We start from the raw sequence: 25,122 nt of genomic DNA, 5'->3' as shown, positions 1-25,122 counted from the left end.
CATCATGACTCCGACACATCGTTCAACGAATTGGTTCCGTGACGCGCCATTGCTGGCCATCACCGTCGTGGTTGTCGCCATCATGGGACTGGGCCTCCTGGCTGGCGGTGCCTGGCTCGCCGCCCTCGGTGGCTCCGTCTACTACCTGATCGCGGGGATCATGCTTCTGCTCACGAGCTGGCTGCTCGCGCGCCGTCGCGCCGAGGCGCTCTGGATTTATGCCACGCTGCTGGCCGGAACGATGGCTTGGGCGATCTGGGAGGCCGGCCTCGATTTCTGGTCGCTGGCGCCGCGCGGCGACGTGCTCGTGCCGCTTGGCCTATGGCTGATGCTGCCCTTCATTGCCTCTCGCCTCGCGCCTCGCTTGCGCGCGGCGCGATGGGCGCTCGGCCTTGTGTTGGTCGCCGCAGCCATCGTCGTCGGCATGTCCCTGACGAGCGATCGCCGCGATCTAGCCGGCACGATACCTGAGGGCGAAACAACGGGGGCCATTGCGTCTCCCGAACCGGACCAACCCGCTGCCGGCCAGAACTGGACGGCCTACGGCGGCAGCGGCTTTGGTACGCGCTTCTCGTCGCTGAGCCAGATCACCAAGGACAACGTCAAGGACCTCAAGCTCGCTTGGGAATTCCGCACCGGTGACCACAAGGGCCCTGATGACCCCGACGAGATCACCAACCAGGCAACGCCGCTCAAGGTGGGGGATCTCCTCTACACCTGCTCGCCGCACCAGATCGTGTTCGCGCTCGAAGCTGCGACCGGACAACTGCGCTGGAAATTCGATCCGCAAGTCCAGCACAACAAGGCGTTCCAGCACATGACCTGCCGCGGCGTGTCCTATCACGCGACCAGGCCCGGCGCCGTGACTGCCGACGGCGCGCCGGCCCCGAACGATTGTGCGGGACGCATTTTCGTACCAACCAACGACGGGCGGATGTTCGCGCTCGATGCCCAGAGCGGTGTGCCTTGCCAGAGTTTTGGCAACCAGGGACAGATCGACCTCAAGCAAGGCAGCGAGATCCAGACACTCGGCTTCTACGAGGGCACCTCGCCGCCCGTCGTCACGGACAAGGTTCTGATCGTCGGCGGAGCGGTGATCGACAACTATTCCGATCGCGTCCCGTCGGGCGTGATCCGCGGCTTCGATATCTATTCGGGACGGTTGCTCTGGGCGTTCGATGCCGGCAATTCCGATCCGAACGAGATGCCTTCGGCCTCGCATCATTTTACAGCCGGCTCACCCAATTCGTGGAGCATTTCGGCGGTCGACGAGAAGCTCGGACTCATCTACGTGCCGCTCGGCTCGAGTTCTCCGGATATCTGGGGCGGCGGCCGTTCGCCCGAAAACGAGCGCTACGATTCGGCATTGATTGCGCTCGATGTCTTGACCGGAAAACTGCGTTGGTCGTTCCAGAACGTGCACCACGATCTCTGGGACATGGATATGCCGTCGCAGCCCAGTCTGGTCGATTTGCGCTCTAACGGCGGCGTGACGCCGGCGATCTACATCCCGGCAAAGACTGGCGACATCTTCGTGCTCGACCGGCGCGACGGGCGTCAGTTGGTGCCCGCACCGGAGAAGCCGGTGCCTCAGGGCGCCGCGAATGGAGACCGGCTGTCGCCAACCCAGCCATTTTCGGAATTGAGCTTCCGCCCCTCCGGCAAACTTACGGACGCGCAGATGTGGGGCAGCACGATGTTCGACCAGCTCGCTTGCCGGATCAAGTTCAAGCGCCTGCGCTATGAGGGGCCGTTCACTCCGCCGTCTGAACAAGGCACGCTGGTGTTTCCCGGAGACTTCGGCATGTTCGAATGGGGCGGCATTGCCGTCGATCCGCAGCGCCAGATCGCGATCGCGAATCCCCAATCGATTCCCTTCATCTCTCGCCTGGTGCCGCGCGGAAAGGACAATCCGGCCGCGCCGAATGCGGCGCATCCACCAGGAACCGAGCTGGGCGTGCAGCCGATGTACGGCGCCCCCTACGGCGTTGATCTCGGCATTTTCCTCTCACCGCTCGGCATTCCCTGTCTTGCTCCGCCGTGGGGCAACATCGCAGCGATCGATCTTAGGACACACAAGGTGGTCTGGCAGCATCGGATCGGCACGATACGCGATCAGGCCCCGCTGCCGCTGCCATTCAAGCTCGGCGTTCCCATGCTGGGCGGTCCGATCGTCACCGCGGGCGGCGTCATCTTCATCACGGGAACGATGGATGACTACATCCGCGCGTTTGACGTTCGCGATGGCAGACAGCTTTGGCAGGACCGCCTTCCTGCCGGCGGCCAGTCGACGCCGATGACCTATGAGGCTGGCGGCAAGCAATATGTCGTGACGGTCGACGGCGGCCACGGGTCATTCGGAACTAAACTCGGCGATTACGTGCGAGCCTACGCGCTGCCGTGATCTGCCTCGGCAGGACTTGCTTGTACTTGCCCACGCCTTGTCCCGATCTGCCGGCGCGACGCGCAACTGCTGACGCCAGGAGAGCTACGCCCGCAGCTATTCCCAGCGCCGCGAGCCCCTGACTGATGACGCCGGCAGGTGGGAGCTGCTTGCGTGACAGCCAACCGCCATCGATCGACGTGCCCTGCGGACCAGCTTCAATCATGGTGCCCTCGCTGCTCTTTGCGGGGTGCGCGCGCGACAGCAGGTAGCGGAAGGCAGCTCCCACGATGTTCTCGGTAATCTGCGGAGCCATCGCATAGGCAAATTGGCCGGCACGAGCCGGCCAGCCGACGGCGACTTCGTCTCGGGGCGCGCGGACGAGGCTCACGAACGTCTCGGCAACGTCCTCCGCCTGATACAGCAGCGGACCGGGATCAAGCGTCCGGCCGGACATGTTGGCGCCGTGGACGAAGCCCGGCGTGTCGACCATGGCCGGGAAGACGCCGCAGACATGGATGTTGCGGTGAGCACTGAGCTCTTGACGCAGGCTAGCGGTGAAGCCCCGAAGGCCGAATTTGCTCGCGGTATAGGCCGCAGCAAAAGGCGTCGGCGCCCAGCCGCCGAGCGAGATGTTGTTGATCAGGATGCCGCGGTTCTGGCGGAGGAAGATCGGAAGCACCGCGAAAGCGCCATGCATCGTGCCGAGGAGATTGACCTCGATCGTTCGGCGATGAAGCGCGATATCCGCGTCCTGATAGGCCCCGAAAACGCCGGTGCCGGCGTTGTTGATCCAGACGTCGATGCCACCGAACGCGTCTTCGGCCTCTCGGGCCAGCCGCTGCACCGCCTCGGCGTCGGTGACATCGGTCGGGATCGCAAATGCGCGGCCTCCGAGCGCCTCGCATTCTGCGGCGAGGCTCGTCAGGACTTCGGCACGGCGTGCCGCCAAGACCACGCTTGCGCCCTTGCCCGCGAAGGCCAGCGCCGCAGCACGCCCGATTCCGCTCGAGGCACCGGTGATGACGACGCACGTGCCGGTCATTTGCCGCGGCTCAGATACGGAGCGGGCCGCCGGAAGCATCCAGTGCAGGGATCGCCGGAGGCGCTCAGTTCCCTCCGCTTCAAACCAGTCGCCATGCGCGAAGATCACCCGCTCCGGAGACAGCCGTATAAGCCGCTCGGCTGCGGACCGCACGGAACGGCCGCCGAGGCGCAGCAGAAGCCGTAGATAGACCGGCGCCATTCCGTTTGGCTTGGAAATGCCCAGGAGGTTTGCCGCCGCCTCATTTGGCGCGCTGAGATCGTTGGGATCGAGATTTTGCACGAGATCCGTCAGGATCAGTGTCCGGCTGCGCTTGTCGAACAGCTCGATCTCGGAGAACATCGGAGCGTTCACCGAGACGGCTTCGAGGTCGGCCCTCCATTCCTCGGGCGTCGCCTCTCCAAGCTCGCGGTCGATGCGGATACGTGCCGCTCGAACTTGCCTGCGTGCCGCAAGGCCGCGCGCCGCGAAAGTCGCCGCCGGCGGCAGCTCTCTCTGCCAGTCGGACAGGAACATCCAGTGCGCGATATTCGGCGCGAGCAAGTACCTTATCGTCCCAAGCCGCTCCAGCTCACCGCGGAGAGCCGGCGAATATCTTACCGGCGAATGCAGCACGAGATCGCCGTTCGAGAGCCGAATGACGGTCATACGCACCGGAAGTTTTAGACCGGCGGCGCTGATCGGGGCGTCGTCCACGACCCAGATATCGTCCGTCACGCGCGACAGACGGGCGGTCGACAAGGTGGCGTCGGAACTTTGCATGAGCATCTTCCATCACGGGCGTTAGCTCAAGCTTTGGGAGTGACGCTCGTTCCTTGCTAGGACGCCCGAGCCTGCTGGCCAGCGTTGCGTCGGCGACGGCGCGCTGCAAGCCGGCCTCGCCCCCTCTCCGCCGGAAAGTGCCGCGTGATCGCCGGTACGCACTCCGGCTCTGAGGGAGGTTGTTCGCAGGCAATCGGCGCATGGTCCGGACGAGCTTCCATCAGATCAAGCACGGCACGGCCCTTGGCGGTGATGCGCCACCCGCCATTTGTCCGGTCGATCAGCCTTTGCGAAAAGATGTCCAGCCCCGGCACCCGCCCGGCGAGCCGCCGGGTGCGCTCGGTCCAGTCGCGACCGCTGGTCGCCAGAATGGCCATATCCCGCTTGAGATCCTCCAGGGCAGCGAACCCATCCGGGTAGCTCACCAGGATCTTGAGGACCGTCACGTGGAAATTCACCCCCGCCCCCACATGACCATCGTCACATCGTCGGGACTTCTGAGAGAGCATTGCGGGCCGCTTGTTTGAGGCGATCCGCAGAGACGTCGCCCCTGCTTGCAGTCTCCAGAAGCTTCGAGGCCACGTGGGTCCGGGCGCCGATCTCACAGCGTGGAACACCTTCACACACCTCGTCGAGAACGGTGCGCAACAACGCCTTTGTCGCCGTATCGATCATGGAAAGCCCCAGCGGAAAGGTTCACGGTAGGGCAATCGCTCCGGTCTGTGATTCAACATTGTTAATGATCTGAAAATTTCACTGGCGTCCATTGCCGGCCGCGCTCACCCAGCCCGAGGGCGGGCGCAATCGCCTTGGGCGCCACGACTTCAAACACCGGCATCTTGGAGGTAGGGGTCTGAGGAGTCCGGCATCACGTCGCGACACCACCGCGAGCCTGGAGAAGCTCTAATATCTATGTCGGAATGACAAGTTTCGAGGTGATTGCGGAGTATACAAGCGCCGTCGCCGGAGAGATAACCGGCCAACGCAGCGACGCAATGTCCGAGCCCGGCAATCCTTTGGTCTTCATCCTTTTTAAGAAGCCAAGGCCGGAGGACGTTCAGCTCTATCCCGAGTAGTTGCCAGACGCCCTCAAGGTTTGTGGCGCTGGGATCGCGCAATGAGCAGCGTGGCCGCCGGAATTTCTGCATCGCCTGCACATTCCTCTATTCCGAAATTTCGATTGCAATGGGTTGGTGATCGGAGGCATCGGTCGCTTCGTTGACCTGGATGCTGCGAACGTAGCCGGTCAAATCTTCCGTCACGAAAATGAAGTCGCGGCAGTCGGGCCCGTCGGCCCACTGCGCGCGGTCGTAGATTCCGCAAGTCGGCGCACGCGTTCGGTCGCGGCCATCGGCGATCCATGCATCCCGATAGGCCAGACCGGGCCGGCCGGATCGGGCAATCAATGCGTGCTGGGGGTCGGCAACGTCAAAATTGAAATCGCCACACAGCAGGCTCGACGCAGCGACGGTCTGACTTCCATACGGCTCGTCATGCCGGGAGCTGGCCTGCTTCGGGCTCATCGACGCCTCCTCCTGCAAATCCAGCAGACGGGCGATCTGTGCCTCGCGCTGACCGGCCGAATGGAATTCGAGATGCGTGTTGACAATGCGGACCGCGCCAAACGAGGCCTGAACCGTCACCTCCAAGGCGTGACGGCGCATGCTGCGCACCGTGGCTGCGTCCGGCCATGGCAGCAGGTGGTTGGCGATCTGCAGCACCGGCAACCGCGACAGCGTCATGTTGCCGAAGCGATGGAGGTTGCCATCACGATCGACAGTTTCGATAGCAGATCGGAATATTGCGGAGTAGCCGGGCAAAAGGGCTGCCAGCTGTTCACTCTGATCCCCTCCATCACCAAATCTGGAGAAGTTCGCGCTCACCTCCTGGAAGCAGAACACGTCCGCGTCGAGCGTCTGCTGGGCGACGGCAACGATCCTCGCCAGATCGGTCACGCCGTCGCATCCTTTGCCGCACTGTATGTTCCAGGTGAGAAGTCTCATTACCGGATGCCTGCACGCATGAACGACTGGACGAACTGGCGCTGGAACAGCAGAAACGCGATCAGCAGCGGCGCCATCGTCATCACGGTTGCCGCCGTGATCACTGACCAATCCACACCGGTCTCAGGCGCGCCGAATACGGCAAGCCCCACCGTGAGCGGCCGCGCTTCCACCGAATTCGTGACGATCAACGGCCACAGGAAATTGTTCCAGTGATAGCTGACGGAGACGAGGCCAAAGGCGACGTAGGTCGGGCGAGCCAGCGGGACATAGACCCGCCACAGGATTCCGAGCGGACCCGCTCCCTCGACCCGGGCGGCTTCCACCAACTCCTGGGGCACACCCTTGAAAGTCTGCCGCAGCAGGAAGATGCCGAAGGCGCTCGCGAGATAGGGCAGCGCGATCGCAGGGATCGTATCGAGCAATCCCAGCTTGGCGATCGCGCGGTAGTTCTCGACGATCAGAACGTCGGGCATGATCATCAGTTGGAGCAGAACGAGGGCGAAAGCGATGCCGCTGCCCCTGAACTTGAAGCGCGCAAACGCATAGGCGGCCAGCGTCGACAGTATGAGCTGGCCGACCAGGATCAGGGTCACCAGTACGACCGTGTTGAGATAGTACCGGGCGAACGGCGCCTGGTTCCAGGCCCGGGCAAAATTCTCCAGCGTCCAGGGCGCGGACAGGCTGAACGACGTGGCGTAAGCGGCCGGATGCAGCGCGCTCCAGAAGGCATAGGCCAATGGGGCGAGCCAGATCAAAGCCAGGAGCCATGCTGCGACGGCTTCAATGGGGCGTGTCCGGCCTTTCATTGATAGTGGATCCTGCGATCGAGATAACCGAACTTGATCAGCGCAACCGAGCTCAGCAGCATCAGAAGCACAACCGTCAGTGTTGCCGCGTAAGAGGAATCCTGGAAGGTGAAGGCAACCTCATAAATGTAGTAGAGCAGCAGCGTGCTGGCGTTGTTCGGACCGCCCTTGGTCATGATGACCAGATGGTCCACCAGCTTGAAGGAGTTGATGACTGCGTTGATCGCTACGAACAGCGTGGTCGGCATCAGCAGCGGGAACGTGATCCGGCGAAACGTGTACCACCGGCTCGCGCCTTCGATGGACGCGGCCTCTTCGAGATCCGGCGAGAGCTGCTGCAACGCCGCCAGGTAGAAGATCATGAAGAAGCCGGCCTCCTTCCAGATCACCATCACGACCAGACAGCTCATCACCGTCGAGGGATCGCCCAGCCAGTTCCAGCCGCCGAGACCGAAAAGGCCGCGCAACTGATCGAGCAGCCCATAGCCCGGCGTGTAGAAGAACAGCCAGATGTTGGCGACGGCGATCATCGGCAGCACGGTCGGCGTGAAGTAGGCCAGTCGCAGAAAGCCGCGGCCGCGCATGTTGCGATTGACCCAGATCGCCATCACCAGAGCCAGGGCGATCGAGGTAGGGATCGTGCCGAGCGCGAACCAGAAATTATTGACCAGCGCCTTCCAGAAGATCGGATCGGCCGCCATGGACCGATAACTGTCAAGCCCGACGAAGGCCTCGGTGCCGTTCCGGCGTGTGACGAATAGCGAATGCCGGATCGTCGCCAGAATCGGAAAGTGCGTGAATGCGATCAGCAGGACGGCCGCCGGCAACAGCAGCAGCCAGGCGTTCACGGTGTTCCACCACGCCTGCGATCGGGCGCGGCGCGGGGCGATTGGCGATGAGGCGACCTCGTCGGACATCTGTGAGCCGGCGGGATGGCGGCGGCGCGCCATCCCGCCTCGTCCCTATTTGTAAGCGCGCAAGACGCGGTCGGACTGCTGCTGCGCGGCAGCCAACGCCTCCTGCGGCTTCTGCGCGCCCGTGATCGCGGCCTGCACGGCATCGCCGACAAACTTGTAGATGCGGCCGTTCTCATGGACGGAGAGCTCCGGCACCGCATGCTCCAGCTGATCGCGCGCAACTGTGGCCTGCGGGAAGCCCTTTGCGTAGGCCTCCATCGTCGGCGTCTTGTAGGCGGCCGGCGACACCGCCACGTAGCCGGTCTTCATGCTCCATTCCGCCGCGCGTTCCGGAGCCGTCATCCATTGAATGAACTTGACGGCCGCCTTCTGCTGGTCGGGAGACGCACTCTTGAAGATGTAGAAATTGCCGCCGCCGGTCGGTGATCCGCGCCGCTCCCCGGCCGGCAGCATGGCCACACCGAACTGGAATTTCGCGGCGTCCTTGACCGCCGTCAGATTGCCGGTGGTGTGCCACATCATCGCCGTCTTGCCTTCGAGGAAATCGTTGCGCAGCGTCGCCCAATCGATGCTGCCGGCGGGGGCGACGTTGTGCTTGCGCGACAGGTCGACCCAGTACTCGAGGGCGGCGACCGTCTTCGGAGCGGTCAGATAAACCTCGTTGCCGGGCTCGTTCATCATCTTCTGGCCGTTCTCGATCGCCAGCGCCTGCAGCATCCAGTAGGCATAACCAGTCGAGGGAATTTCGATGCCCCAGCGTGTCGTGTTGCCGCCATCCTTCTTGACCAGCTTCTTCGACATCTCGACCATTTCGTCCCAGGACGCCGGCGCTTTCTCGGGATCGAGGCCCGCCTCCTTGAAGGCGTCCTTGTTCCAGTACAGCACAATGGTCGAACGCTGGAACGGCACGCTCCAGGTCTTGCCGTCGATCTGCCCGTTCGCCATGAACGCCGGATAGAACTCCCTGAACCAGGCCTTGTCGCCGACGAGATCGTCAAACGGCACGATGGCGTTCTCGTCCATCAGCGTGAACACGTCGGTCGACAGCAACACCGACAGTTGCGGCGGCTGCCCGCCCTTCATGGCGGTCATCGCCTTGGTCATCGTATCGGTGTAGTTGCCGGCATAGACCGCCGTCACCTTGATGTCCGGATTGTCCTTCTCGAAGCGCGAGACCATGTCGTCAATGATCTTGGTGACGGGACCGCCGACCGCGACCGGATAGTACATGGTCAGATCCACGGCGGCGGCCGGGCGGGCAGCCATCGAAAGCACGGCGAGTGCCGCTGCTATCAACATCGTTCGTCGCGCAAACATGTGACAATCTCCTTCGTTACCACGTTTGAAACAGCCGCTGCTATCGACCGGTTATCGCCCGCTGGCCCTCTTTGACGATGGTCTCCAAGCGAGCTTCCGAATTCGAATCGAACCGATGCTCGAGCCCGGGTTCCCACGCGATCCGGACATCCTCGCCTGGCCGAACCTTGCTGAAACCTTCGAGCCGCACTGAAATCGGCTGACCATCGACCTCGCACAGAACGATGCTGTCGGCCCCAAGATGCTCGATCGCCTTGACGCGCGCAAAATGATCCCCGCCCGACACGATGCGGATATGCTCCGGCCGGATGCCGATGAGATGATCGCCATGGCGCAAAAGATTCATCGGCGGCGTGCCGATGAACCGCGCCGTGAACGCCGTCGCGGGCCGGTTATATAGCTCCTCCGGTGTGCCATTCTGCTCGATACGACCATCGCGCATCAGCACGACGCGATCCGCCATCGTCATGGCTTCGGTCTGGTCGTGGGTGACGTAGACCATCGTCATTCCGAGCCGCTGTTGCAGGGCGCGGATCTCCGTCCGCATCTCATGCCGCAGCTTGGCGTCCAGATTTGAAAGCGGCTCGTCCATGAGGCAGACCCGCGCTTCCGCAATGATGGCTCGCCCCAGTGCAACCCGCTGGCGCTGGCCGCCGGACAGCTGCGACGGCTTGCGTTCAAGCAGCTGCGCAAGGCCAACGATCTCGGCCACACGCCGGAGCCGTTCGTCTCGTTCGGCGCGCGACACGCGACGCACACGCAGGCCGAAGACGATGTTCTCGGCTACACTCAAATGCGGAAACAGCGCGTACGACTGGAAGACCATGGAGATCGTCCGTTGCGCCGGAGTCAGATGGGTCACGTCGACGCCGCCGATGGCGATCGTGCCGGCGTCAGCATTCTCAAGGCCGGCGATCAGCCGCAGCGTGGTCGACTTGCCGCAGCCGGACGGTCCCAGCAGCACCAGCAGCGAGCCCTCGTCCGCCGTCAGACTGACGTCATCGACGGCGCGCATCGCGCCCCAGAACTTGGAGACATGACTCAGCGTAATCGCTGACATGGCCCGTTCGCTCTCAGCTGCAGGGCTCTGCGCCGCGCGCAGACATAGCTCGGCATGCTCGCAGCATCCTGCTCGCGCGGAGCAGCCCAAAGCTGGTCGCCATGAGCAGACAGATTCATGCCGTCCCTCCCGATGGCCACGCAACGTTCGCCGGCGCGGCAAGTCATTTTGTTCATATGAACATATTGGAGCAGCATATGAAACAGAAAATTGCGCCTTAAACGTTCGGATGATAGTTTGTTTCGAACGGACAGCCCTATGCTCAAGACAGTCTCGTCACGTCAGGCCTACATACTGGAGATCGTGCGCGACGAAGGCTTCGCCTCGATCGAGCAGCTTGCAACGCGTTTTGACGTCACGCAGCAGACCATTCGCCGCGTCGTGAACGGGCTCTGCGATCAAGGGCTGCTCCGGCGAATGCACGGCGGCGTCAGCCTGCCCGTTCAAAGCCAGAATCTCGCTTATGGAAGCAGACAGGGATTGAATGCCGACGCCAAACGGCGCATCGCACACGCGACTGCGAGCTTCATTCCCGACGGGGCGTCGCTTATGATCGGGCTGGGTACAACACCTGAATATGTCGCGCAGGCGCTATCCCGCCGTCAGGATCTGCGCGTGATCACCAACAATCTGAATGTGGCCGCAGCGTTCGCACAAAATCCCGACGTGGAAATCACGATCGCGGGCGGCACGCTCCGTTCGCTCGACCGGGACATCGTGGGCGAAGCGGCGGCCCGCTTTTTCTCGGGCTATCGAGCCGATTACGGGATATTCGGCGTCGGAGGCGTCGATCAGGACGGTGCGCTGCTCGACTTTCACATCGACGAAGTCCTGGCGCGGCAATCCATCGTTGCCAATTCGCGCACCGCCGTCCTGGTCGCCGACACGACAAAATTCGGCCGCAACGCCACGGTGCGCGGCGGACATCTCGCCGATTGTAACCACCTATTCACCGACGGGCCGCTGCCACCGGCCTTTACACCGGTCGTCGCCAAATTTGCCGAGCGCATTCACGCATCCGATGCCGCGCGTGCCGGAGCCACGTAGCCTGCGCGAAATTAACCCGCGCCAGCAGTCGCCAAGGCCGCGGCCCCTACGCCCCCTCAATTATATCGGACGCCGTTTCGGCTGATTTGTAAGCACAATTCTCCACGTGTGACGGACAAATCCCGACGATATACCCACTGCGATTTTTCGGTCTTGAATTCACGGAAAATTCGAGCCGCTCGCAACGCTGGTGGCTCCGGTACCTATCGGGGTCAATCGACTGTCGGCACTGTGTGGGGGCGAAGATTGCCGTGCGCGCACTGGTGCGGTGTAAATTCAAATACCGTCAGAGATCGGAAGGCGCTCGGCCGCTCGCTCGGTCCGCACAGACAAAGGCGTGCTTGCCGAGAAGATCAATATTCTCTTGATGCCGCTGCTGTCGACCTCGCCGTCTATCGGGGTAGCCAGCCGGATCTATTTTCCGCGGAACACCGCCGGGCGACGCTCCACGAAAGACTGGATGCCTTCTTTCATGTCTTCGCTGCTGAAAACGCGGTCCTTGATTTTCAGGATATAGTCGATCGCCGCTCTTTCGCCGGCCTCAATGTACTTCAGCGCGGCCTCTTTGGTTACCTGAATGCCGATCGGAGCGTTCTTGGCGATCAGACCAGCAATTTCCATCGCGCGGGGAATCTGCTGACCAGGAGCGACGACTTCCTGAACAAACCCGATTTTATACGCCCGCGCCGCGCTGAACTCGTCGCACAAGAACAGATGATACATCGCATCCCCCCATCCTGCCCGCGCCACGTACCGGAAATGGGCGCCACCGAGCGGCGCGATCCCGCGCTTGGATTCCATTTGGCAGAACCGGGCGTCGTCGGCGGCCACAACGATGTCGCCGGCCAACATCATTTCGATGCCAATCGTGAAACAGATCCCCTGCACGGCCGTCACGATCGGCTTACGACACCGGCTTTTCAGCGCGAACGCATCGATGTTGCCGGGCTTGATCTCGGTATTTTCGGCCTTGGGTCCGAAGAACTTCGGCATATCAAGGCCTGCCGTGAAGTCCGGGCCGTCGGCGCAGAGCACACCGACCCAATAGTCGTCGGTGCGGTCGAGAAGCGTCATCGCATCCGACATCTGCGCCATCATCTGCGGGCTGAAAGAATTCTTCTTCGCCACGTTGTCGATGACGATCTTGAACACATGCCCATGCACCTCGGTACGGATCTGACCGACTTGCGTCGTCTCGGTCATTTGCTGGTCTCCGAATGCTCCTAGGCAACTGCGCGACGTTGTGCAGAATTAACCTGTCAATTTTGCTCAGCTCAGCGCCGCAAACGCAGTCCGTTCAAAAGCCATCAGTTCTTCTGTCCGTCCGTCGCGTATCTTCAGCAGCCACTGCGGATCCTGAAGCAGCGCCCGCCCCACCGCGACGAGATCGAACTCCTCGCGATCGAGGCGGCGGATCAACTCGTCGAGGTCAGTCACCGCCTCCCGTGCGCCCCGGCTGCACGGCCGATGTACTTGGCTGCGCTCCAACGCTGCTCACCTACCATTTTTCGACCCAAGGCCGCAGCACGACTTCGAACGCCCAGGTCGACCGATGCTGACGATGCAGTTGCAAATAGGCTTTTGCGATATGGTCGGGGTCGGCCATATTGTCGTCGACAGTTGTCCCCGCCAGCCGATGCGCGCGAGTGCCGTCTTCCTGGGTCCAGCCGATCGCGGCGTCGATCGGCACATTCGCTATGTGGACGCCCTGCGGCATCAATTCTCTTGCCATGCTCTGCGCGAGTCCGGACTTGGCATGACATGCCATTGCAAATGCGCCACTTGAGAAGCCTTTGAGCGCCGCGCTGGCGTTCGTGAAGATGATTGTTCCTCTGGCGCCGTTGGCGTCGGGTTCGTTCCCAAGCATGAGCCGGGCTGCCTGTTGACCGACCAGAAACGCGCTGAACGCCGAGTTGCGAAGTGTTTCGAACGCCATGCCCGGGTCGGCTTCGATGATGCTTTTGCGGAAAATGCCGGGAACCCGGCCATCGATGTTATGCACGACAAGTCGTGGCGTGCCGACGTCCTGAACGACGTTGCCGAACAGCTGTGTCACCGCCGCCGGATCAGTTGCATCGCAGGCATATCGAAGCACACGATGCGTCTTCTCCAAGGCTTCGAGGACCGGCTTTTCGGGATTCCTGGCTGCGACGCAGACACGCATGCCGTTCTCCGCGAACAGCCGGGCGCAACTCGAGCTGATGCCCGGACCGCCCCCCACGATCACCGCAACCTCGTGCACGGAACTTTTGATATCAATCATCTTGACCTTTCCAGTCCTGCGTTGTCGCGCTCTCCATGAAGAGATGACACGGAAACCGCCGTGACCCTGCTTCCCGCTAGCCGGGCGTCACCAGTTTTCGCCGAATGGCCGCAGCTCTGTGAGGAACGACCAAGCCGATCGATTCTGCCCATAGAGATGATAGAGTTCGTCCGCGATGGCAGCAGGCTTGATAAAGAATTCATCTGGCTTGTCGCTCATCCGCGCGCGCATTCTGGGCGTATCAATCACGGCGTCGATGAGAACATAGGCGACGTGCACGCCCAGAGGTCCCACGTCACGTGCGATCGACTCGGCCAAAATGCGCTGCGCCGCCTTTGTCGGCGCGAAGCCGGCGAAGTTGGCCTTGCCCCGGATCGAAGACGTGTTTCCGGTCACCAGGATTGCGCCCTTGCCTCGGTCGATCATGTCAGGAGCCACTTCGCGCGCCAGGTATAACAAGCCCATCACGTTGACCTCGAAATTGCCCTTCAGCATCTTCGGATCGATCTCCCGAAAGCTCCCCCAGCCTCCGCCGACCGCGTTGTGGACGAGAACTTCAGCCGCGCCAAAACGCCGCTTTACATCCGCAACGACGGTCCGCACCTGATTTTCGTCTGAAACGTCGCAGGTCGCCGCGTGGACATCAGGAAGCTCTTGCGCCAGGCGATTGATGAGCTCGGCTGAGCGAGCCAGCGCTATGATACGGAACCCGCCGGCAGAGAAGCGCTTGACGATGGCAGCTCCGGTGCCCGGCCCGACCCCGGTCACGATCGCGACTGGTTTCTCACTCATTTGAACTTTCTCCACGTTATTGTCCGGCCGCTTTCAAATGAATTCGCTCGGACTGCGACTGATAGGCGGCTGCCTCCTGCGCGGACACCAAGGCCAAACGAACCGCAACATTCTTGTGGTAGGGCGTGCCGGCAATGGGATCGCGGTTGCCGCTCTCTGTGAGCAGATTGATACGTGGCCCATTGATCAGTCGCTCTCCGTCCGACGCGGGGTATGCCTGCCCATAGCCGTGCGGCAGCGCCAGCTGGCCGTTTCGCATGGCGTCATCGAGCTTGCAGCGGACGACGAGCCGGCCAATCACGGATTCCACCGCGACCCAGTCACCATCCTCCGCGCCCAGATTTCTCAGATCGCTCGAATTGATCAGCATGGCGCCATCCGGATCCTCGCGACGCCATGCGGGGTCACGGAAGATCTGGTTGGCGTTGAACATGCGGCGGCCGCCGGCTGCCAACATGAACGGAAACTCCTTTGGCGCGCCCGCGGCACGTGGATCGAGCCGCGCGAGCCATTCGAACATCTGCGGGACCACCAGTCGAACCCTGCGGTCCGAATGGCTGATCAATGACCAGACCTCGTCATAGTCGTGCTCGGTAATCGCCGTCCCCTGCCGCGCAGTCACGATCGTGTCGAACAGGAGATCGCCAAGTTGATGGTCCGCCACGTCGTCCGATGCACCAATTGCCCGTCGCACCGCTTGCGGCGACCGCTTCGCGCAAGCCAGTGCCGCGCTCCACATAGGCGCCGCGACCGCGGTACCATCCGGAAGCGTCTGCCCCAGCGTATGGTAGAGCACGAGGGCTGGCACTGCCCCTGGGTTTTCCGCGATGAAAGCACGAAGGGCCGCGGCGAATTCCGGTCGCGAGCGCCGTGCTATTTCGCGCAGCGGCGCCAGCACATTGTCACCTGGTAGAAGCCCCAAGGCGATCGCAAGCCGCGTGTAGATCTCGGGCTCCGGCAGGGTCCCGGCGAGCGGCGCCAAGACACCCGCACGAACGTGGAAATAGTTCGTCGGAAACTCGAAATTGAACAAGGTGAATTCTGTTTTCTCAAACTGCGAAGACGCCGGCAGAACGTAATGTGCGAGCCGTGCGGTTTCGGTCATCGCAACGTCGACCACGACGCATAGGTCGAGCGAGCGCAGCGCGCGCTCTACAGCTTCGGTGTTTGCCGCCGTGTTGGCTGGATTGGAGCTGTCGACCCAAGCGCAGCGCAACCGGTCGGGATGGTCGTTGAGCACCGCCTCGGGAAAGATGTTGGGCGGCAACAAGCCCCCGATAATTGCATCGCCAGTCGGTGCGAAGGTCTGGTTCGGCGAATTGCCCCACAGCGGTTGGAGCCAGCTATGCAGTTGGTTGGTGCCTTTCCGGCCGAAATTTCCGGAAAGCATGATCAGGAGCTTCTCGAGATAGGAGTTGAGCGTCGAGTTGATGCCCTGCTGGATGCCAAGCTCGACCCGCACCACCATGGCCTTCGCGGCTGCGATCATCGCGGCGCACCGCTCCAGGTCCGTGATCGAGATATCGGCGGCTGCAGCCCATTGTTCAATGGGGATATCCAGTAGCGCCTGCCTCACTTCCGAGAAGCCGACGGTGTGCTCCTGAATGAATGCGTCGTCGATCCGATCGGAGCGGACAAGCGTGGCCAGCAGCGCGCCAAGAAGGAACGTGTCGGCACCCGGACGCACTGCGAGATGTAGATCCGCCATTTCGGCGGTTTCGGTGCGCCGGGGATCAATGACGATCAGCTTGCGGGTCGGATCCTTGCGGATTTGGTTGAGATGATCGCGCGCGTTGGGGAAGCCGTGCGCGATCCAGGGATTTGCCCCGATGACCAGCAAGAGATCGCAATGATGGACATCCTCGGCTGTGTGACACGTCTGGCTGCCGAACATGTGGCCATTGACCCAGAAGTCGCCGGTCTTCTCCTGCGAAAGAGCGTTGAACACGCTGCGCGAACCCAGCGCGCGCAATAATCCGCTGGCATAGGCGCCGCCGGCGTGGTTGCCCTGCCCGCCACCGCCGTAAAGGGCAATAGTCTTTCCGCCATGCCTGTCCACGATCTCGCGCAGCCGCGCCGCGATTTCCGCGATCGCCACGTCCCACTCGATTTCGTCAAAGCCTCCGTCCGCGCGCCGACGTAGCGGCTTGGTCAGCCGATCCTTGTGATGGGCATAATAGGGAATCCGGGTCGCCTTGTTGCAGAGATAGCCCTGTGATTTCGGGCTCGAACGGTCGCCTCGCACTTTCTCGAGGCGCTCGTTGTTCACGAACACCTCGATCCCGCAATTGATGTAACACAGGTTGCAGGCTGTTTTGAGCCACTTGCCGGCCGTCATGGTGACCTCCCTGGTATTGTTATTTGTCAGCGCATCGTCCTTGTCGCCCGACGCCGAGGCTTTTGAGTCCGGCCACTGGCAGTCATGCGTCCCGCAGCGAGAATTCCGTCGGAAAGCTTCCCAGCACCAACAGCGCGCGACAGCACGATTGATCCAACCAAGGTTGCGATAGCGCCGGTCGCGATTTGGCGGGCCTGTCGAGGTGGCTGATCGGGAAGCAGCTCAACAAAGACGTCGATCATCTTCTCCAGCTTGTCGGCAAACGCCTGCTGCTCGCTGGAGCCCGATCGAGCGATATCGACAGCGAGGGTTGGAAGGGCGCAACCATGTTTGGGATTGTCTCGATGCCGCGGACTCAGATAGTCGGCAATCAAGTTCGCGAAGCGTTCGCCGTTGGCCGTGTTGTCAGTCAGCTTTTTCCAGCGCTCGGTCGTTTGGTCCATTGCAAAGGCGATCGCCTCGCCAACAAGCGCCTCACGCGACTCGAAATGATTGTAGAAGCCGCCATGCGTCAGACCCGCAAGCTTCATCAAATCGATGGCGCTGAGCCCTTTGGCGCCCTTCTGGCGTAAACCGTAAGAGGCATTTTCAACGATCCGACGGTGCGTCCGACGCCTGTGGTTTTCTCCGTAACGCATCACCACCCCGTGCAAGCTCCCTGGAGGACCGGCCGTACAATCGTACTCGTCCCCTCGGAACAATTCTCGAACCGCGCTTTCTTGACGGCTGCGGCAAGATTTCATTGCAATGCCTGCCATCTTATATGACTATCATCATATAACAACAGATATCAGCAGGAGAGTTCGCGATGGCCGCCGTTTCCGATCCCATCGTCATTGTTTCCGCCGCTCGCACGCCCCTTGGCCGGTTCATGGGCGAGTTGTCGCCGCTGAGCGCCCACAAGCTCGGCGCTCACATTATCGGTGCGGCACTGGAGCGGGCGAAGCTGGCGCCTGAAAAGATCGACGAGGTGTTCATGGGCAATGTGCTGCCGGCCGGCCAGGGCCAGGCACCGGGCCCGTCAGGCTGCGCGCGGCGCCAAACTGCCCGACGCGACCGGCGCCACCACCGTGAACAAGGTCTGCGGCTCCGGCATGAAGGCGACCATGCTCGCCCATGACATCATCAACGCGGGGTCAGCGGAGATCGTGCTGTCCGGCGGAATGGAAAGCATGAGCAATGCACCCTATCTGCTGACGAAAGCAAGGAGTGGATATCGCGCCGGGCACGACCGGATCATTGATCACATGATGATGGACGGGTTGGAAGACGCATATGAAACCGGGCGTTCGATGGGCGATTTCGGCGAGGCCACAGCGGAGGCTTATCAATTCACTCGCAAGGACCAGGACGCCTACGCGATCGAGACGCTGACCCGCGCGCGCAACGCGGTCCAAGGGGGCGCGTTCAGGGCCGAGATCGCGCCGATCACGCTCACAGAAAAGGCCGGACAACGGATCATCGCGAACGACGAGCATCCGCTGAAAGTGGATCCAGCCAAGATTTCCGGATTGAAGGCAGCGTTCCGCGCCAACGGCACTATTACGCCGGCCGCCTCCTCCGCCAATGCCGACGGCGCCGCGGCTCTCATCCTTGCAAAACGCTCTCTCGCCGATCGCGATGGCCTACCCGTGCTGGCAGAGATCAAAGGTCACGCTACCCATAGCCAAGAGCCGCAATGGTTCACCACGGCGCCGATCCCGGCGATCCGCAAGCTGCTCGACAAGGTCGGCTGGAGTGTCGGCGATGTCGACCTGTTCGAGATCAACGAGGCCTTTGCCGTGGTCGCGATGGCGGCGCAGAAAGACCTCGGCATTCCCAGGGAGAAGCTGAACGTCAACGGCGGCGCCTGCGCGCTCGGTCATCCCATCGGCGCTACCGGTGCGCGGCTGATCGTCACATTGTTGCGTGCCCTCGAGGCCCAAAATCTCAAGCGGGGCGTGGCTGCGCTCTGCATTGGAGGCGGTGAAGCGACCGCAATCGCCATCGAGCGAGTGATACACCGCTAGCACGTCAATCTGCAACCGGACCGTTTTGGTTTCCGGGCGCACCGGCCATGCCGATTGCTGAATCCTGCGCGCCGGGCGCGGCAGATGCGCCCGGTTGAAGCGGTCGAATTGGACGAGGCGAGGATCTCAGCCGCGCGCCTTCAGATGCAGCATCGGGTGATGCTCGTAGTGGCCGGCGCCATTCTTCACGATGGGGTCTTCCGAGGTGATCACCTCGATGTCGAGATCATCCGCGATCTGGTAGAGCGACACGCCATAACCGCCACGCGGGTCCATGACGAGACCGTGCGCGACGATCTGCCCCTTTGCGAGCAGATCATCCAGGAACGCACCGTGCTGCTTCATCAACTGTTTCTCATCGGCGTTCATGGTCACCAGGAAATCCGCCCGGGGCGGAAGGTACTTGCAGAGGTAGTACTTCATCGGTCGCTCCTCGGTGAACACGGCTTTCTACCTTGCATGTCGGCCTGACTCGCGCCCCCCCTCGATTTGAGAGATCAATCGGCGACGCCCATCAGCTGTTGAATGCGATCGGCGAGTATTGATCCTTGCACTGAAGGTTCTCTCACAAGGCCTTGTCAAGCGACGGCGCGCGTGGCCGCATTGTCGACAGTACCGTCAAGGAAGCCGGTCAGCCGCTGCCGGATGATCTGTTCGGCTTCCGTCATGATGCGATCAATCAGCTCCTTCACCGTCGGGATATCGTGGATCAGTCCGACCACCATGCCGCAGCTCCAGGCGCCGGCGTCCATCTCGCCGTCAACCATCACCCTGGGGTAGACGCCCGCCACCTGCTCGTGGATGTCCTCGATCTTGAGGCTCGCCCCCTTCTCCCGCTCCACTTCGAGCAATTGATCGACGCCCTTGTTCTTCAGCACGCGCTCGGTGTTGCGCAGCGCACGCATCACCAGCACGGTGTCGAGTTCGGTGGCTTTGACCAGAGCCTGCTTGACGTTGGCATGGACGGGCGCTTCCTTGGTGGCGACGAAGCGGGTGCCCATGTTCATGCCAGCGGCGCCCATCGACAGCGCGGCAACAAGGCTGCGTGCGTCCGCCATGCCACCCGAGGCCACGAACGGAATCTTCAGTTCATCCGCCGCGCGTGGCAGCAGGATCATGTTCGGGATATCGTCCTCGCCGGGATGACCGCCGCATTCGAAGCCGTCGACGCTGACGGCGTCGCAACCGATCTTCTCGGCTTTCAGCGAATGCCGCACCGAGGTGCATTTGTGGATCACCTTGATGCCAGCCGCCTTCAGCGCGGGCATGTACGCTTCCGGGCTGCGGCCGGCGGTCTCCACGGCCTTGACGCCGCCCTCCTTGATGGCGGCGATATATTCGGGATACGGCGGTGCAGTGAAGCTCGGCAGGAAGGTCAGGTTTACACCGAACGGCTTGTCGGTCATGTCACGGCAGCGTGCGATTTCCTTCGCCAGCAGCTCCGGCGTCCGCTGTGTGAGGCCGGTGATGATGCCGAGACCGCCGGCGTTCGATACCGCGGCGGCAAGCTCGGCAAAGCCGACATAATGCATGCCGCCTTGGATGATCGGATGCTGGATGCCGAACAGTTCGGTGATTGCTGTCTTCACGTGCGCTTCTCCGCTTTCCGATCAGTTGACAATTTCGAACAGGCCGGCTGCGCCCATGCCGCCGCCGATGCACATGGTCACCACGCCGTATTTCGCCTTGCGCCGGCGCCCCTCGATCAGGATGTGACCGACAAGCCGGCTGCCCGTCATGCCGTAGGGATGGCCGATCGCGATCGAACCGCCATTGACGTTCAGTTTGTCCGGATCGATGCCGAGCTTGTCGCGGCAGTAGATCACCTGGACCGCATAGGCTTCGTTCAGCTCCCAGAGATCAATGTCGTCGATCTTCAGGCCGTGCCGCTTGAGAAGGCGCGGGATCGCCGCGACCGGACCGATGCCCATTTCGTCCGGCTCGACACCGGCGGCGACGAAGCCACGGAAGATGCCGAGCGGCTTCAGGCCCTTCTTCGCAGCGATCTTGTCGCTCATGACCACGCACGCCGATGCGCCATCGGAGAGCTGGCTGGCGTTGCCGGCCGTGATGGTCTTGCCTTCGAACACCGGCTTGATCTTCGCCAGTCCTTCCGCCGTGGTCTCGGGGCGCGGACCCTCATCCTTCGACAGCGTCACCTGCTGATAGGTGACCTCCTTGGTGTCCTTGTTGACGACGGCCATCGTCGTCTTGATCGGGACGATCTCGTCATTGAAGCGGCCCGCCTGCACCGCCGCACCGATGCGGCGCTGACATTCGAGGCTGTATTCGTCCTGCCGGTCGCGGCCAATCTTGTAACGCTCGGCGACGATTTCTGCGGTGTCGAGCATCGACATGTACATCTCTTGCTTCATCGCCATCAGCTCGTCGTCGACCGCATGGAATCTGTTCATGTGCTCGTTTTGCACCAGGCTGATCGATTCGATGCCGCCTCCGATTGCGACCTCGACGCCATCAAGCATGATCGAGCGTGCCGCGACCGCGATCGCCTGCAGGCCGGAGGCACACTGCCGATCGATCGTGGTGCCGGCAACGGTGACTGGCAGGCCGGCCCGGATCGCCCCCTTGCGTGCGACGTTCATCACCATGGTGCCCTGCTGCATCGCGCAACCGATCACCACATCTTCGACCTCGCCCGGATCAATGCCCGCACGCCTCACCGCTTCGGCCATCACATGGCCGGCCATGGTCGGACCTTCGGTGTTGTTAAGCGCACCGCGAAAGGCCTTGCCGACGCCGGTGCGTGCGGTGGAAACGATAACTGCCTCTGTCGTCATGCTTGCCTCTTTTGCTATGCAGCCGCGTCGAGCTGCACGTAACGCAGCAGGTGGTGAGCGGGATCGCCGAACTGGATGTTGATGGAGGAGATTCGCTTGAAGTAATGGCCGACGTTCAATTCGTCGGTCATGCCCATGCCGCCGTGCAGCTGAACCGCCTGGTCGGCGATGAACTTGCCGGCATAGCCGACCTTCGACTTGGCGCCGGAGGCGAGGCGCGAGATACCGCTCTCGCCGGCACCGAGGCTAAGATTGAGATGCTGCATCAGGGAAAGCGCCTCCTGATGGGCAATGAACATGTCGACCATCCGGTGTTGCAGCACCTGGAAGCTGCCAATGGTGACGCCGAACTGCTTTCTCGCCTTGGCGTACTCCAGCGTCGCTGAGTTCAACTCGGCCATGGCGCCGACCGCCTCGGCACAGAGCGCGCCGATGGCCCGGTCCCGGCAGGCTTCCAGCAGGGCGACGCCCTCCCCCTCGCTGCCGAGCAACTCGCCGCGAACATCCCGTAAGGTGATTTCCGCGGCGCGGCGGCCGTCGATGGTCTTGAAGCTGCGCAGATCCAGATTGGCCGTCCGGGCATCGACGACGAACAGGCTGACGCCGGAGCGATCGTCGTGCTTGCCCTTGGTGCGGGCGGAGACGATGAAATAGTCCGCCCATGGCGCGGCGACGACGGCGGTCTTCTCACCAGTGAGCATGTAATCGCTGCCGTTGAGCCGCGCCGTGGTCGCGACATTGGCGAGGTCGAAGCGCGAGGCTTTTTCGGTCCAGGCCAACGCCCAGATCTTCTGTCCGGCGATGATATCGGGAATCAAAGCCTGCTTCTGCTCATCGGTCCCCGCATGTTCGATCAAGCCGCCGGCTAGCACGACCGTTTCGACGTACGGCTCCACGACGAGGTGACGGCCGAACTCCTGGACAACGATCATGGTGGAGAGCGGGCCGCCACCAAGGCCGCCGCTCTCCTCGGAGAATGGCGCGGCGAGCAGGCCGAGCTCCGCAAAGGCATCCCACTGCCTGCGGCTCCAGCCCTCGTCGCTGGCGACGGCCTTGCGGCGCGCCTCAAAACTGTACTGGTCGCGCAGCATGCGCTGCACGCTGGAGCGCAGCAGTTCCTGCTCTTCCGTGAACTGGATGTCCATCCGATCCTCTTGTTGCGCTGTTGCTAGAGACCGAGCACCGCTTTGGCGATGATGTTGCGCTGGATTTCGTTCGATCCGCCGTAGATGCTGAGCTTGCGCGCGTTCAGGTACGTTTCCGTCGCGGTGTGGCCGTAATCGGGACCCGGCATGAACTGGTTTGCGCTCAAAGATTGCTCGCGAAGCGCCAGCCCGTAATTTCCGATGGCGCGATGCGTCAGCTCGGTAATGCCCTGGAATATCTCGGTGCCGCGGATCTTGAAGAGCGAAGCCGCAGGCCCCGGATCGATGCCGCGCGCCATCTGCGCAACGACCCGCAGCTCGGTGGCCTCGAGCGCAAGCACGTCGAGCTCGATCCGCCCGATTTCCTTGCAAAATTCGAGATGCGCCGGATCATCCGCGGGGATCTCCGCCTTCACGATCTTCTTCAACCGGTCGAGATAGCGCGTCGACCGGCCAATTCCGGCCATGCTGGTGCGCTCATTGCCCAGCAGGAATTTTGCGTAGGTCCAGCCCTTGTTCTCCTCGCCGATCAGGTTCTCGACGGGGACGCGGACGTCCTCGAGAAAGACGTCATTGACCTCGTGCGATCCGTCGATTGTGATAATCGGACGCACGGTGACGCCGGGCGACTTCATGTCGATCAGGAGGAACGAGATTCCGGCCTGAGGCTTTGCACCCGGATCGGTACGCACCAAGCAGAAGATCCAGTCGGCATGCTGCGCCAACGTCGTCCAGGTCTTGTGGCCGTTGACGATGTAGTGGTCGCCGTCGCGCACGGCCTTAGTCCGGACGGTGGCGAGGTCCGAGCCCGAGCCCGGCTCTGAATAGCCCTGGCACCACCAATCTTCACCCGAAAGAATCCGCGGCAAGAATTTCTGTTTTTGCGCGTCGTTGCCGAAGGTGTAGATGACCGGACCCACCATGGTCACGCTGAACGCCAGCGGCGGCAGCGTCCCGGCCCGGCTGGCTTCCTGCTCGAAGATGAAACGCCGGGTGATCGACCAGCCGGGTCCGCCATATTCTTTGGGCCAGAGCGGCGCGATCCAGCCCTTCTTGTAGAGAATGCGGTGCCAGAGCAACGATTGCTCTTTGGTCAGGTCGGTCTCCGGATTGGGGACCCGCATCTCCTTCGGATATTTTTCGGAAATGAAAGCGCGCACCTCATCACGGAAGGACGCGTCTTGGGGAGACAGTGCGAGTTCCATCCTGAGCGCCCTACCACTTCTCACCGAAGGGGCGGATTTCCAGCTCGAAGGTCCAAGCGCTCCTCGGCTGCTGGTAGAGCTGCCAGTAGGACGTCGCGACCGAGGCCGGTGGCATCAGCAGATCCGGATCGTCGAGCGCACCGGGCCCGAGCGCTTCCAGGCGCCGCTGACGGACCCACTCGGTGTCGACGCCGGAATCGATAATCAGGTGGGCGACATGGATATTCTTCGGGCCCAGCTCACGTGCCATCGCCTGCGCCACAGCGCGCAGTCCGAATTTGGCGCTGGCAAAGGCAGCATAGCCGCTGCCGCCGCGCAACGAAGCGGTCGCACCCGTGAAGAAGATGTTGCCCTGGCCGCGCGGCAGCATCAGCCGGGCCGCCTCGCGCCCAGCAAGGAAGCCGGAGTAGCAGGCCATCTCCCAGACCTTGCGGAAAACGCGCTCGGTCGTTTCGAGGATCGGGAAGTTGACGTTGGCGCCAATGTTGAAGATGCAGACATCCAGGGGCGCGTGCTTGTCGGCGTCGTTCAGGAAGGAGATGATCTCCTCCTCCTTGCGCGCGTCGAGCGAACGTGCGTGAATCTCGCCGCCGGCGGCCTCGATCTCCTTGACCAGCGGCGCCAGCTTGTCGCCGTTGCGGCGGCCGGCGAAGACAGTAAAGCCCTCGGAAGCAAACTTCTTGGCAATCTCGCCGCCGATGAAATCGCCCGCGCCGATCACGGCGACGGTTGCATTTCTCTTTTTCAAGGAACTTCTCCCGGTTAAGTTAGGCGCGCTGTATGCGAAGCTGTTCTATCGGCCCTGGAACGTGGACCAACGTTTTGGAGCCAGACCAGAACGATGGGGATTTCGCCATCGCGCTGATCGAGGCTACCATGGCCGCGGCGCAGTCCTCGAGCGGCCCGATCTGGTCCAGCGCTTTGGCAAGATGGCGACCTGTCGATTGGTCGATGCGGCCAGCAAACCGAAGAGCAATTTGATCGAGACCGAGTGCTTGCGACAGCTTCGCCACGACTAACCGCCTCCCGACTGAAGAACATCGGCGCCTTTTTGAGCATTGCGCCTCGTGATGAAACATGCGTTCTTTTTTAGAACTCGTCAATCGCTATTTTTGTTGTCACAGTCGGATCAAGAAATGGCAAGTTCGCTGCCCTATGCAGAGACTATCGAGAACCCCGTTTACAACGCGGCCTCCAGGCGATACCGATAGCGTATCAAATAAGAACTT

The 25,122-nt window shown here is 62.1% G+C and carries 23 protein-coding genes and 1 pseudogene; 3 read left to right on the top strand and 21 right to left on the bottom strand.

What is annotated here, in order from left to right; genetic code table 11:
- Window positions 1-4: 4 nt before the first annotated feature.
- Window positions 5-2,404 carry a glucose/quinate/shikimate family membrane-bound PQQ-dependent dehydrogenase gene (locus IVB41_RS25910; RefSeq protein WP_247436145.1) on the top strand — a complete coding sequence of 800 codons (2,400 nt, stop codon included), beginning with the start codon at window positions 5-7 and terminating at the stop codon, window positions 2,402-2,404.
- Here IVB41_RS25910 and IVB41_RS25905 read toward each other — a convergent pair.
- The 8 genes from IVB41_RS25905 to IVB41_RS25865 form a co-directional block, all read right to left on the bottom strand.
- The gene (locus IVB41_RS25905) at window positions 2,364-4,190 is read right to left on the bottom strand and encodes an SDR family oxidoreductase (RefSeq protein ID WP_247436141.1); all 1,827 of its coding nucleotides are present in this window, start codon (window positions 4,188-4,190) and stop codon (window positions 2,364-2,366) included. The genes IVB41_RS25910 and IVB41_RS25905 overlap by 41 nt on opposite strands.
- A gap of 56 nt (window positions 4,191-4,246) precedes the next feature.
- Window positions 4,247-4,699: a hypothetical protein gene (locus IVB41_RS25900; RefSeq protein ID WP_051462984.1), complete on the bottom strand. Its 453-nt coding sequence runs from the start codon at window positions 4,697-4,699 to the stop codon at window positions 4,247-4,249.
- Window positions 4,671-4,865: a hypothetical protein gene (locus IVB41_RS25895; RefSeq protein WP_247289201.1), complete on the bottom strand. Its 195-nt coding sequence runs from the start codon at window positions 4,863-4,865 to the stop codon at window positions 4,671-4,673. The genes IVB41_RS25900 and IVB41_RS25895 overlap by 29 nt, the downstream gene beginning before the upstream one ends.
- Before the next feature lie 488 nt (window positions 4,866-5,353).
- Window positions 5,354-6,193, bottom strand: a complete 840-nt coding sequence (locus IVB41_RS25885) for an endonuclease/exonuclease/phosphatase family protein (RefSeq protein ID WP_249802782.1) — start codon at window positions 6,191-6,193, stop codon at window positions 5,354-5,356.
- Window positions 6,193-7,002, bottom strand: a complete 810-nt coding sequence (locus IVB41_RS25880) for a carbohydrate ABC transporter permease (RefSeq protein WP_027570890.1) — start codon at window positions 7,000-7,002, stop codon at window positions 6,193-6,195. Before IVB41_RS25880 ends, IVB41_RS25885 begins: the two co-directional genes overlap by 1 nt.
- Window positions 6,999-7,919: a carbohydrate ABC transporter permease gene (locus IVB41_RS25875; RefSeq protein ID WP_247359201.1), complete on the bottom strand. Its 921-nt coding sequence runs from the start codon at window positions 7,917-7,919 to the stop codon at window positions 6,999-7,001. Before IVB41_RS25875 ends, IVB41_RS25880 begins: the two co-directional genes overlap by 4 nt.
- A gap of 45 nt (window positions 7,920-7,964) precedes the next feature.
- Window positions 7,965-9,218 carry an ABC transporter substrate-binding protein gene (locus tag IVB41_RS25870; RefSeq protein WP_247438151.1) on the bottom strand — a complete coding sequence of 418 codons (1,254 nt, stop codon included), beginning with the start codon at window positions 9,216-9,218 and terminating at the stop codon, window positions 7,965-7,967.
- Window positions 9,219-9,276: 58 nt separating this feature from the next.
- Window positions 9,277-10,296: an ABC transporter ATP-binding protein gene (locus IVB41_RS25865; protein WP_247438140.1), complete on the bottom strand. Its 1,020-nt coding sequence runs from the start codon at window positions 10,294-10,296 to the stop codon at window positions 9,277-9,279.
- Window positions 10,297-10,506: 210 nt separating this feature from the next.
- Between IVB41_RS25865 and IVB41_RS25860 the strand changes: the two genes are divergently transcribed.
- Window positions 10,507-11,343, top strand: a complete 837-nt coding sequence (locus IVB41_RS25860) for a DeoR/GlpR family DNA-binding transcription regulator (protein WP_346770872.1) — start codon at window positions 10,507-10,509, stop codon at window positions 11,341-11,343.
- A 414-nt stretch (window positions 11,344-11,757) separates the two neighbouring features.
- On the opposite strand, the gene IVB41_RS25855 is transcribed toward IVB41_RS25860, so the two are convergent.
- The 6 genes from IVB41_RS25855 to IVB41_RS25830 form a co-directional block, all read right to left on the bottom strand.
- Window positions 11,758-12,546: a crotonase/enoyl-CoA hydratase family protein gene (locus IVB41_RS25855; protein ID WP_027570885.1), complete on the bottom strand. Its 789-nt coding sequence runs from the start codon at window positions 12,544-12,546 to the stop codon at window positions 11,758-11,760.
- A gap of 66 nt (window positions 12,547-12,612) precedes the next feature.
- Window positions 12,613-12,780 carry a hypothetical protein gene (locus IVB41_RS25850; protein ID WP_197031219.1) on the bottom strand — a complete coding sequence of 56 codons (168 nt, stop codon included), beginning with the start codon at window positions 12,778-12,780 and terminating at the stop codon, window positions 12,613-12,615.
- Between the two features lie 61 nt (window positions 12,781-12,841).
- A complete protein-coding gene (locus IVB41_RS25845; RefSeq protein ID WP_247436133.1) occupies window positions 12,842-13,606 on the bottom strand; it encodes an SDR family oxidoreductase in 765 nt (254 codons plus the stop codon).
- Between the two features lie 87 nt (window positions 13,607-13,693).
- Window positions 13,694-14,398 (bottom strand): SDR family NAD(P)-dependent oxidoreductase, encoded by a 705-nt coding sequence (locus IVB41_RS25840; RefSeq protein ID WP_027570883.1) that lies wholly within the window; start codon window positions 14,396-14,398, stop codon window positions 13,694-13,696.
- Between the two features lie 16 nt (window positions 14,399-14,414).
- Window positions 14,415-16,736: a molybdopterin-dependent oxidoreductase gene (locus tag IVB41_RS25835; protein WP_247436130.1), complete on the bottom strand. Its 2,322-nt coding sequence runs from the start codon at window positions 16,734-16,736 to the stop codon at window positions 14,415-14,417.
- A gap of 26 nt (window positions 16,737-16,762) precedes the next feature.
- Complete coding sequence (locus IVB41_RS25830; RefSeq protein WP_247438136.1) at window positions 16,763-17,374, bottom strand: TetR/AcrR family transcriptional regulator; 612 nt, start codon at window positions 17,372-17,374, stop codon at window positions 16,763-16,765.
- Window positions 17,375-17,544: 170 nt separating this feature from the next.
- Between IVB41_RS25830 and IVB41_RS25825 the strand changes: the two are divergent.
- A pseudogene (locus tag IVB41_RS25825) lies at window positions 17,545-18,745 on the top strand (acetyl-CoA C-acyltransferase).
- A gap of 126 nt (window positions 18,746-18,871) precedes the next feature.
- Here IVB41_RS25825 and IVB41_RS25820 read toward each other — a convergent pair.
- The 7 genes from IVB41_RS25820 to IVB41_RS25790 all read right to left on the bottom strand — a co-directional run bounded on the left by IVB41_RS25820 (window position 18,872) and on the right by IVB41_RS25790 (window position 24,906).
- Complete coding sequence (locus IVB41_RS25820) at window positions 18,872-19,168, bottom strand: YciI family protein (RefSeq protein ID WP_247436127.1); 297 nt, start codon at window positions 19,166-19,168, stop codon at window positions 18,872-18,874.
- A gap of 155 nt (window positions 19,169-19,323) precedes the next feature.
- Complete coding sequence (locus IVB41_RS25815; RefSeq protein WP_027570879.1) at window positions 19,324-20,334, bottom strand: nitronate monooxygenase family protein; 1,011 nt, start codon at window positions 20,332-20,334, stop codon at window positions 19,324-19,326.
- Between the two features lie 21 nt (window positions 20,335-20,355).
- A complete protein-coding gene (locus IVB41_RS25810; protein WP_247436124.1) occupies window positions 20,356-21,543 on the bottom strand; it encodes an acetyl-CoA C-acyltransferase in 1,188 nt (395 codons plus the stop codon).
- 14 nt (window positions 21,544-21,557) lie between these two features.
- On the bottom strand, window positions 21,558-22,688 hold the full coding sequence (locus tag IVB41_RS25805) for an acyl-CoA dehydrogenase family protein (protein WP_247436121.1): 1,131 nt from the start codon (window positions 22,686-22,688) through the stop codon (window positions 21,558-21,560).
- 23 nt (window positions 22,689-22,711) lie between these two features.
- On the bottom strand, window positions 22,712-23,893 hold the full coding sequence (locus IVB41_RS25800) for an acyl-CoA dehydrogenase family protein (RefSeq protein WP_247436118.1): 1,182 nt from the start codon (window positions 23,891-23,893) through the stop codon (window positions 22,712-22,714).
- A gap of 10 nt (window positions 23,894-23,903) precedes the next feature.
- A complete protein-coding gene (locus IVB41_RS25795; RefSeq protein WP_027570875.1) occupies window positions 23,904-24,641 on the bottom strand; it encodes an SDR family oxidoreductase in 738 nt (245 codons plus the stop codon).
- A 19-nt stretch (window positions 24,642-24,660) separates the two neighbouring features.
- Complete coding sequence (locus IVB41_RS25790; RefSeq protein ID WP_247436115.1) at window positions 24,661-24,906, bottom strand: hypothetical protein; 246 nt, start codon at window positions 24,904-24,906, stop codon at window positions 24,661-24,663.
- Window positions 24,907-25,122: the final 216 nt, after the last annotated feature.

The organism is Bradyrhizobium sp. 44 (assembly GCF_023073095.1).
In the GTDB taxonomy this organism is placed as follows: Bacteria; Pseudomonadota; Alphaproteobacteria; order Rhizobiales; family Xanthobacteraceae; genus Bradyrhizobium.
Note: the sequence above shows the minus strand (reverse complement) of the source record. Positions and strands in the feature narration are given on the sequence as shown.

Excerpts from the sequence above, each read along its gene's own strand:
- IVB41_RS25820 (WP_247436127.1), bottom strand. The coding sequence starts at position 19,168 with ATGAAGTACTACCTCTGCAAGTACCTTCCGCCCCGGGCGGATTTCCTG.
- IVB41_RS25880 (WP_027570890.1), bottom strand. The coding sequence starts at position 7,002 with ATGAAAGGCCGGACACGCCCCATTGAAGCCGTCGCAGCATGGCTCCTG.
- IVB41_RS25830 (WP_247438136.1), bottom strand. The coding sequence starts at position 17,374 with ATGCGTTACGGAGAAAACCACAGGCGTCGGACGCACCGTCGGATCGTT.
- IVB41_RS25800 (WP_247436118.1), bottom strand. The coding sequence starts at position 23,893 with ATGGAACTCGCACTGTCTCCCCAAGACGCGTCCTTCCGTGATGAGGTG.
- IVB41_RS25805 (WP_247436121.1), bottom strand. The coding sequence starts at position 22,688 with ATGGACATCCAGTTCACGGAAGAGCAGGAACTGCTGCGCTCCAGCGTG.
- IVB41_RS25905 (WP_247436141.1), bottom strand. The coding sequence starts at position 4,190 with ATGCAAAGTTCCGACGCCACCTTGTCGACCGCCCGTCTGTCGCGCGTG.
- IVB41_RS25870 (WP_247438151.1), bottom strand. The coding sequence starts at position 9,218 with ATGTTGATAGCAGCGGCACTCGCCGTGCTTTCGATGGCTGCCCGCCCG.
- IVB41_RS25900 (WP_051462984.1), bottom strand. The coding sequence starts at position 4,699 with ATGCTCTCTCAGAAGTCCCGACGATGTGACGATGGTCATGTGGGGGCG.
- IVB41_RS25845 (WP_247436133.1), bottom strand. The coding sequence starts at position 13,606 with ATGATTGATATCAAAAGTTCCGTGCACGAGGTTGCGGTGATCGTGGGG.
- IVB41_RS25810 (WP_247436124.1), bottom strand. The coding sequence starts at position 21,543 with ATGACGACAGAGGCAGTTATCGTTTCCACCGCACGCACCGGCGTCGGC.
- IVB41_RS25910 (WP_247436145.1), top strand. The coding sequence starts at position 5 with ATGACTCCGACACATCGTTCAACGAATTGGTTCCGTGACGCGCCATTG.
- IVB41_RS25855 (WP_027570885.1), bottom strand. The coding sequence starts at position 12,546 with ATGACCGAGACGACGCAAGTCGGTCAGATCCGTACCGAGGTGCATGGG.
- IVB41_RS25895 (WP_247289201.1), bottom strand. The coding sequence starts at position 4,865 with ATGATCGATACGGCGACAAAGGCGTTGTTGCGCACCGTTCTCGACGAG.
- IVB41_RS25875 (WP_247359201.1), bottom strand. The coding sequence starts at position 7,919 with ATGTCCGACGAGGTCGCCTCATCGCCAATCGCCCCGCGCCGCGCCCGA.
- IVB41_RS25835 (WP_247436130.1), bottom strand. The coding sequence starts at position 16,736 with ATGACGGCCGGCAAGTGGCTCAAAACAGCCTGCAACCTGTGTTACATC.
- IVB41_RS25865 (WP_247438140.1), bottom strand. The coding sequence starts at position 10,296 with ATGTCAGCGATTACGCTGAGTCATGTCTCCAAGTTCTGGGGCGCGATG.
- IVB41_RS25840 (WP_027570883.1), bottom strand. The coding sequence starts at position 14,398 with ATGAGTGAGAAACCAGTCGCGATCGTGACCGGGGTCGGGCCGGGCACC.
- IVB41_RS25885 (WP_249802782.1), bottom strand. The coding sequence starts at position 6,193 with ATGAGACTTCTCACCTGGAACATACAGTGCGGCAAAGGATGCGACGGC.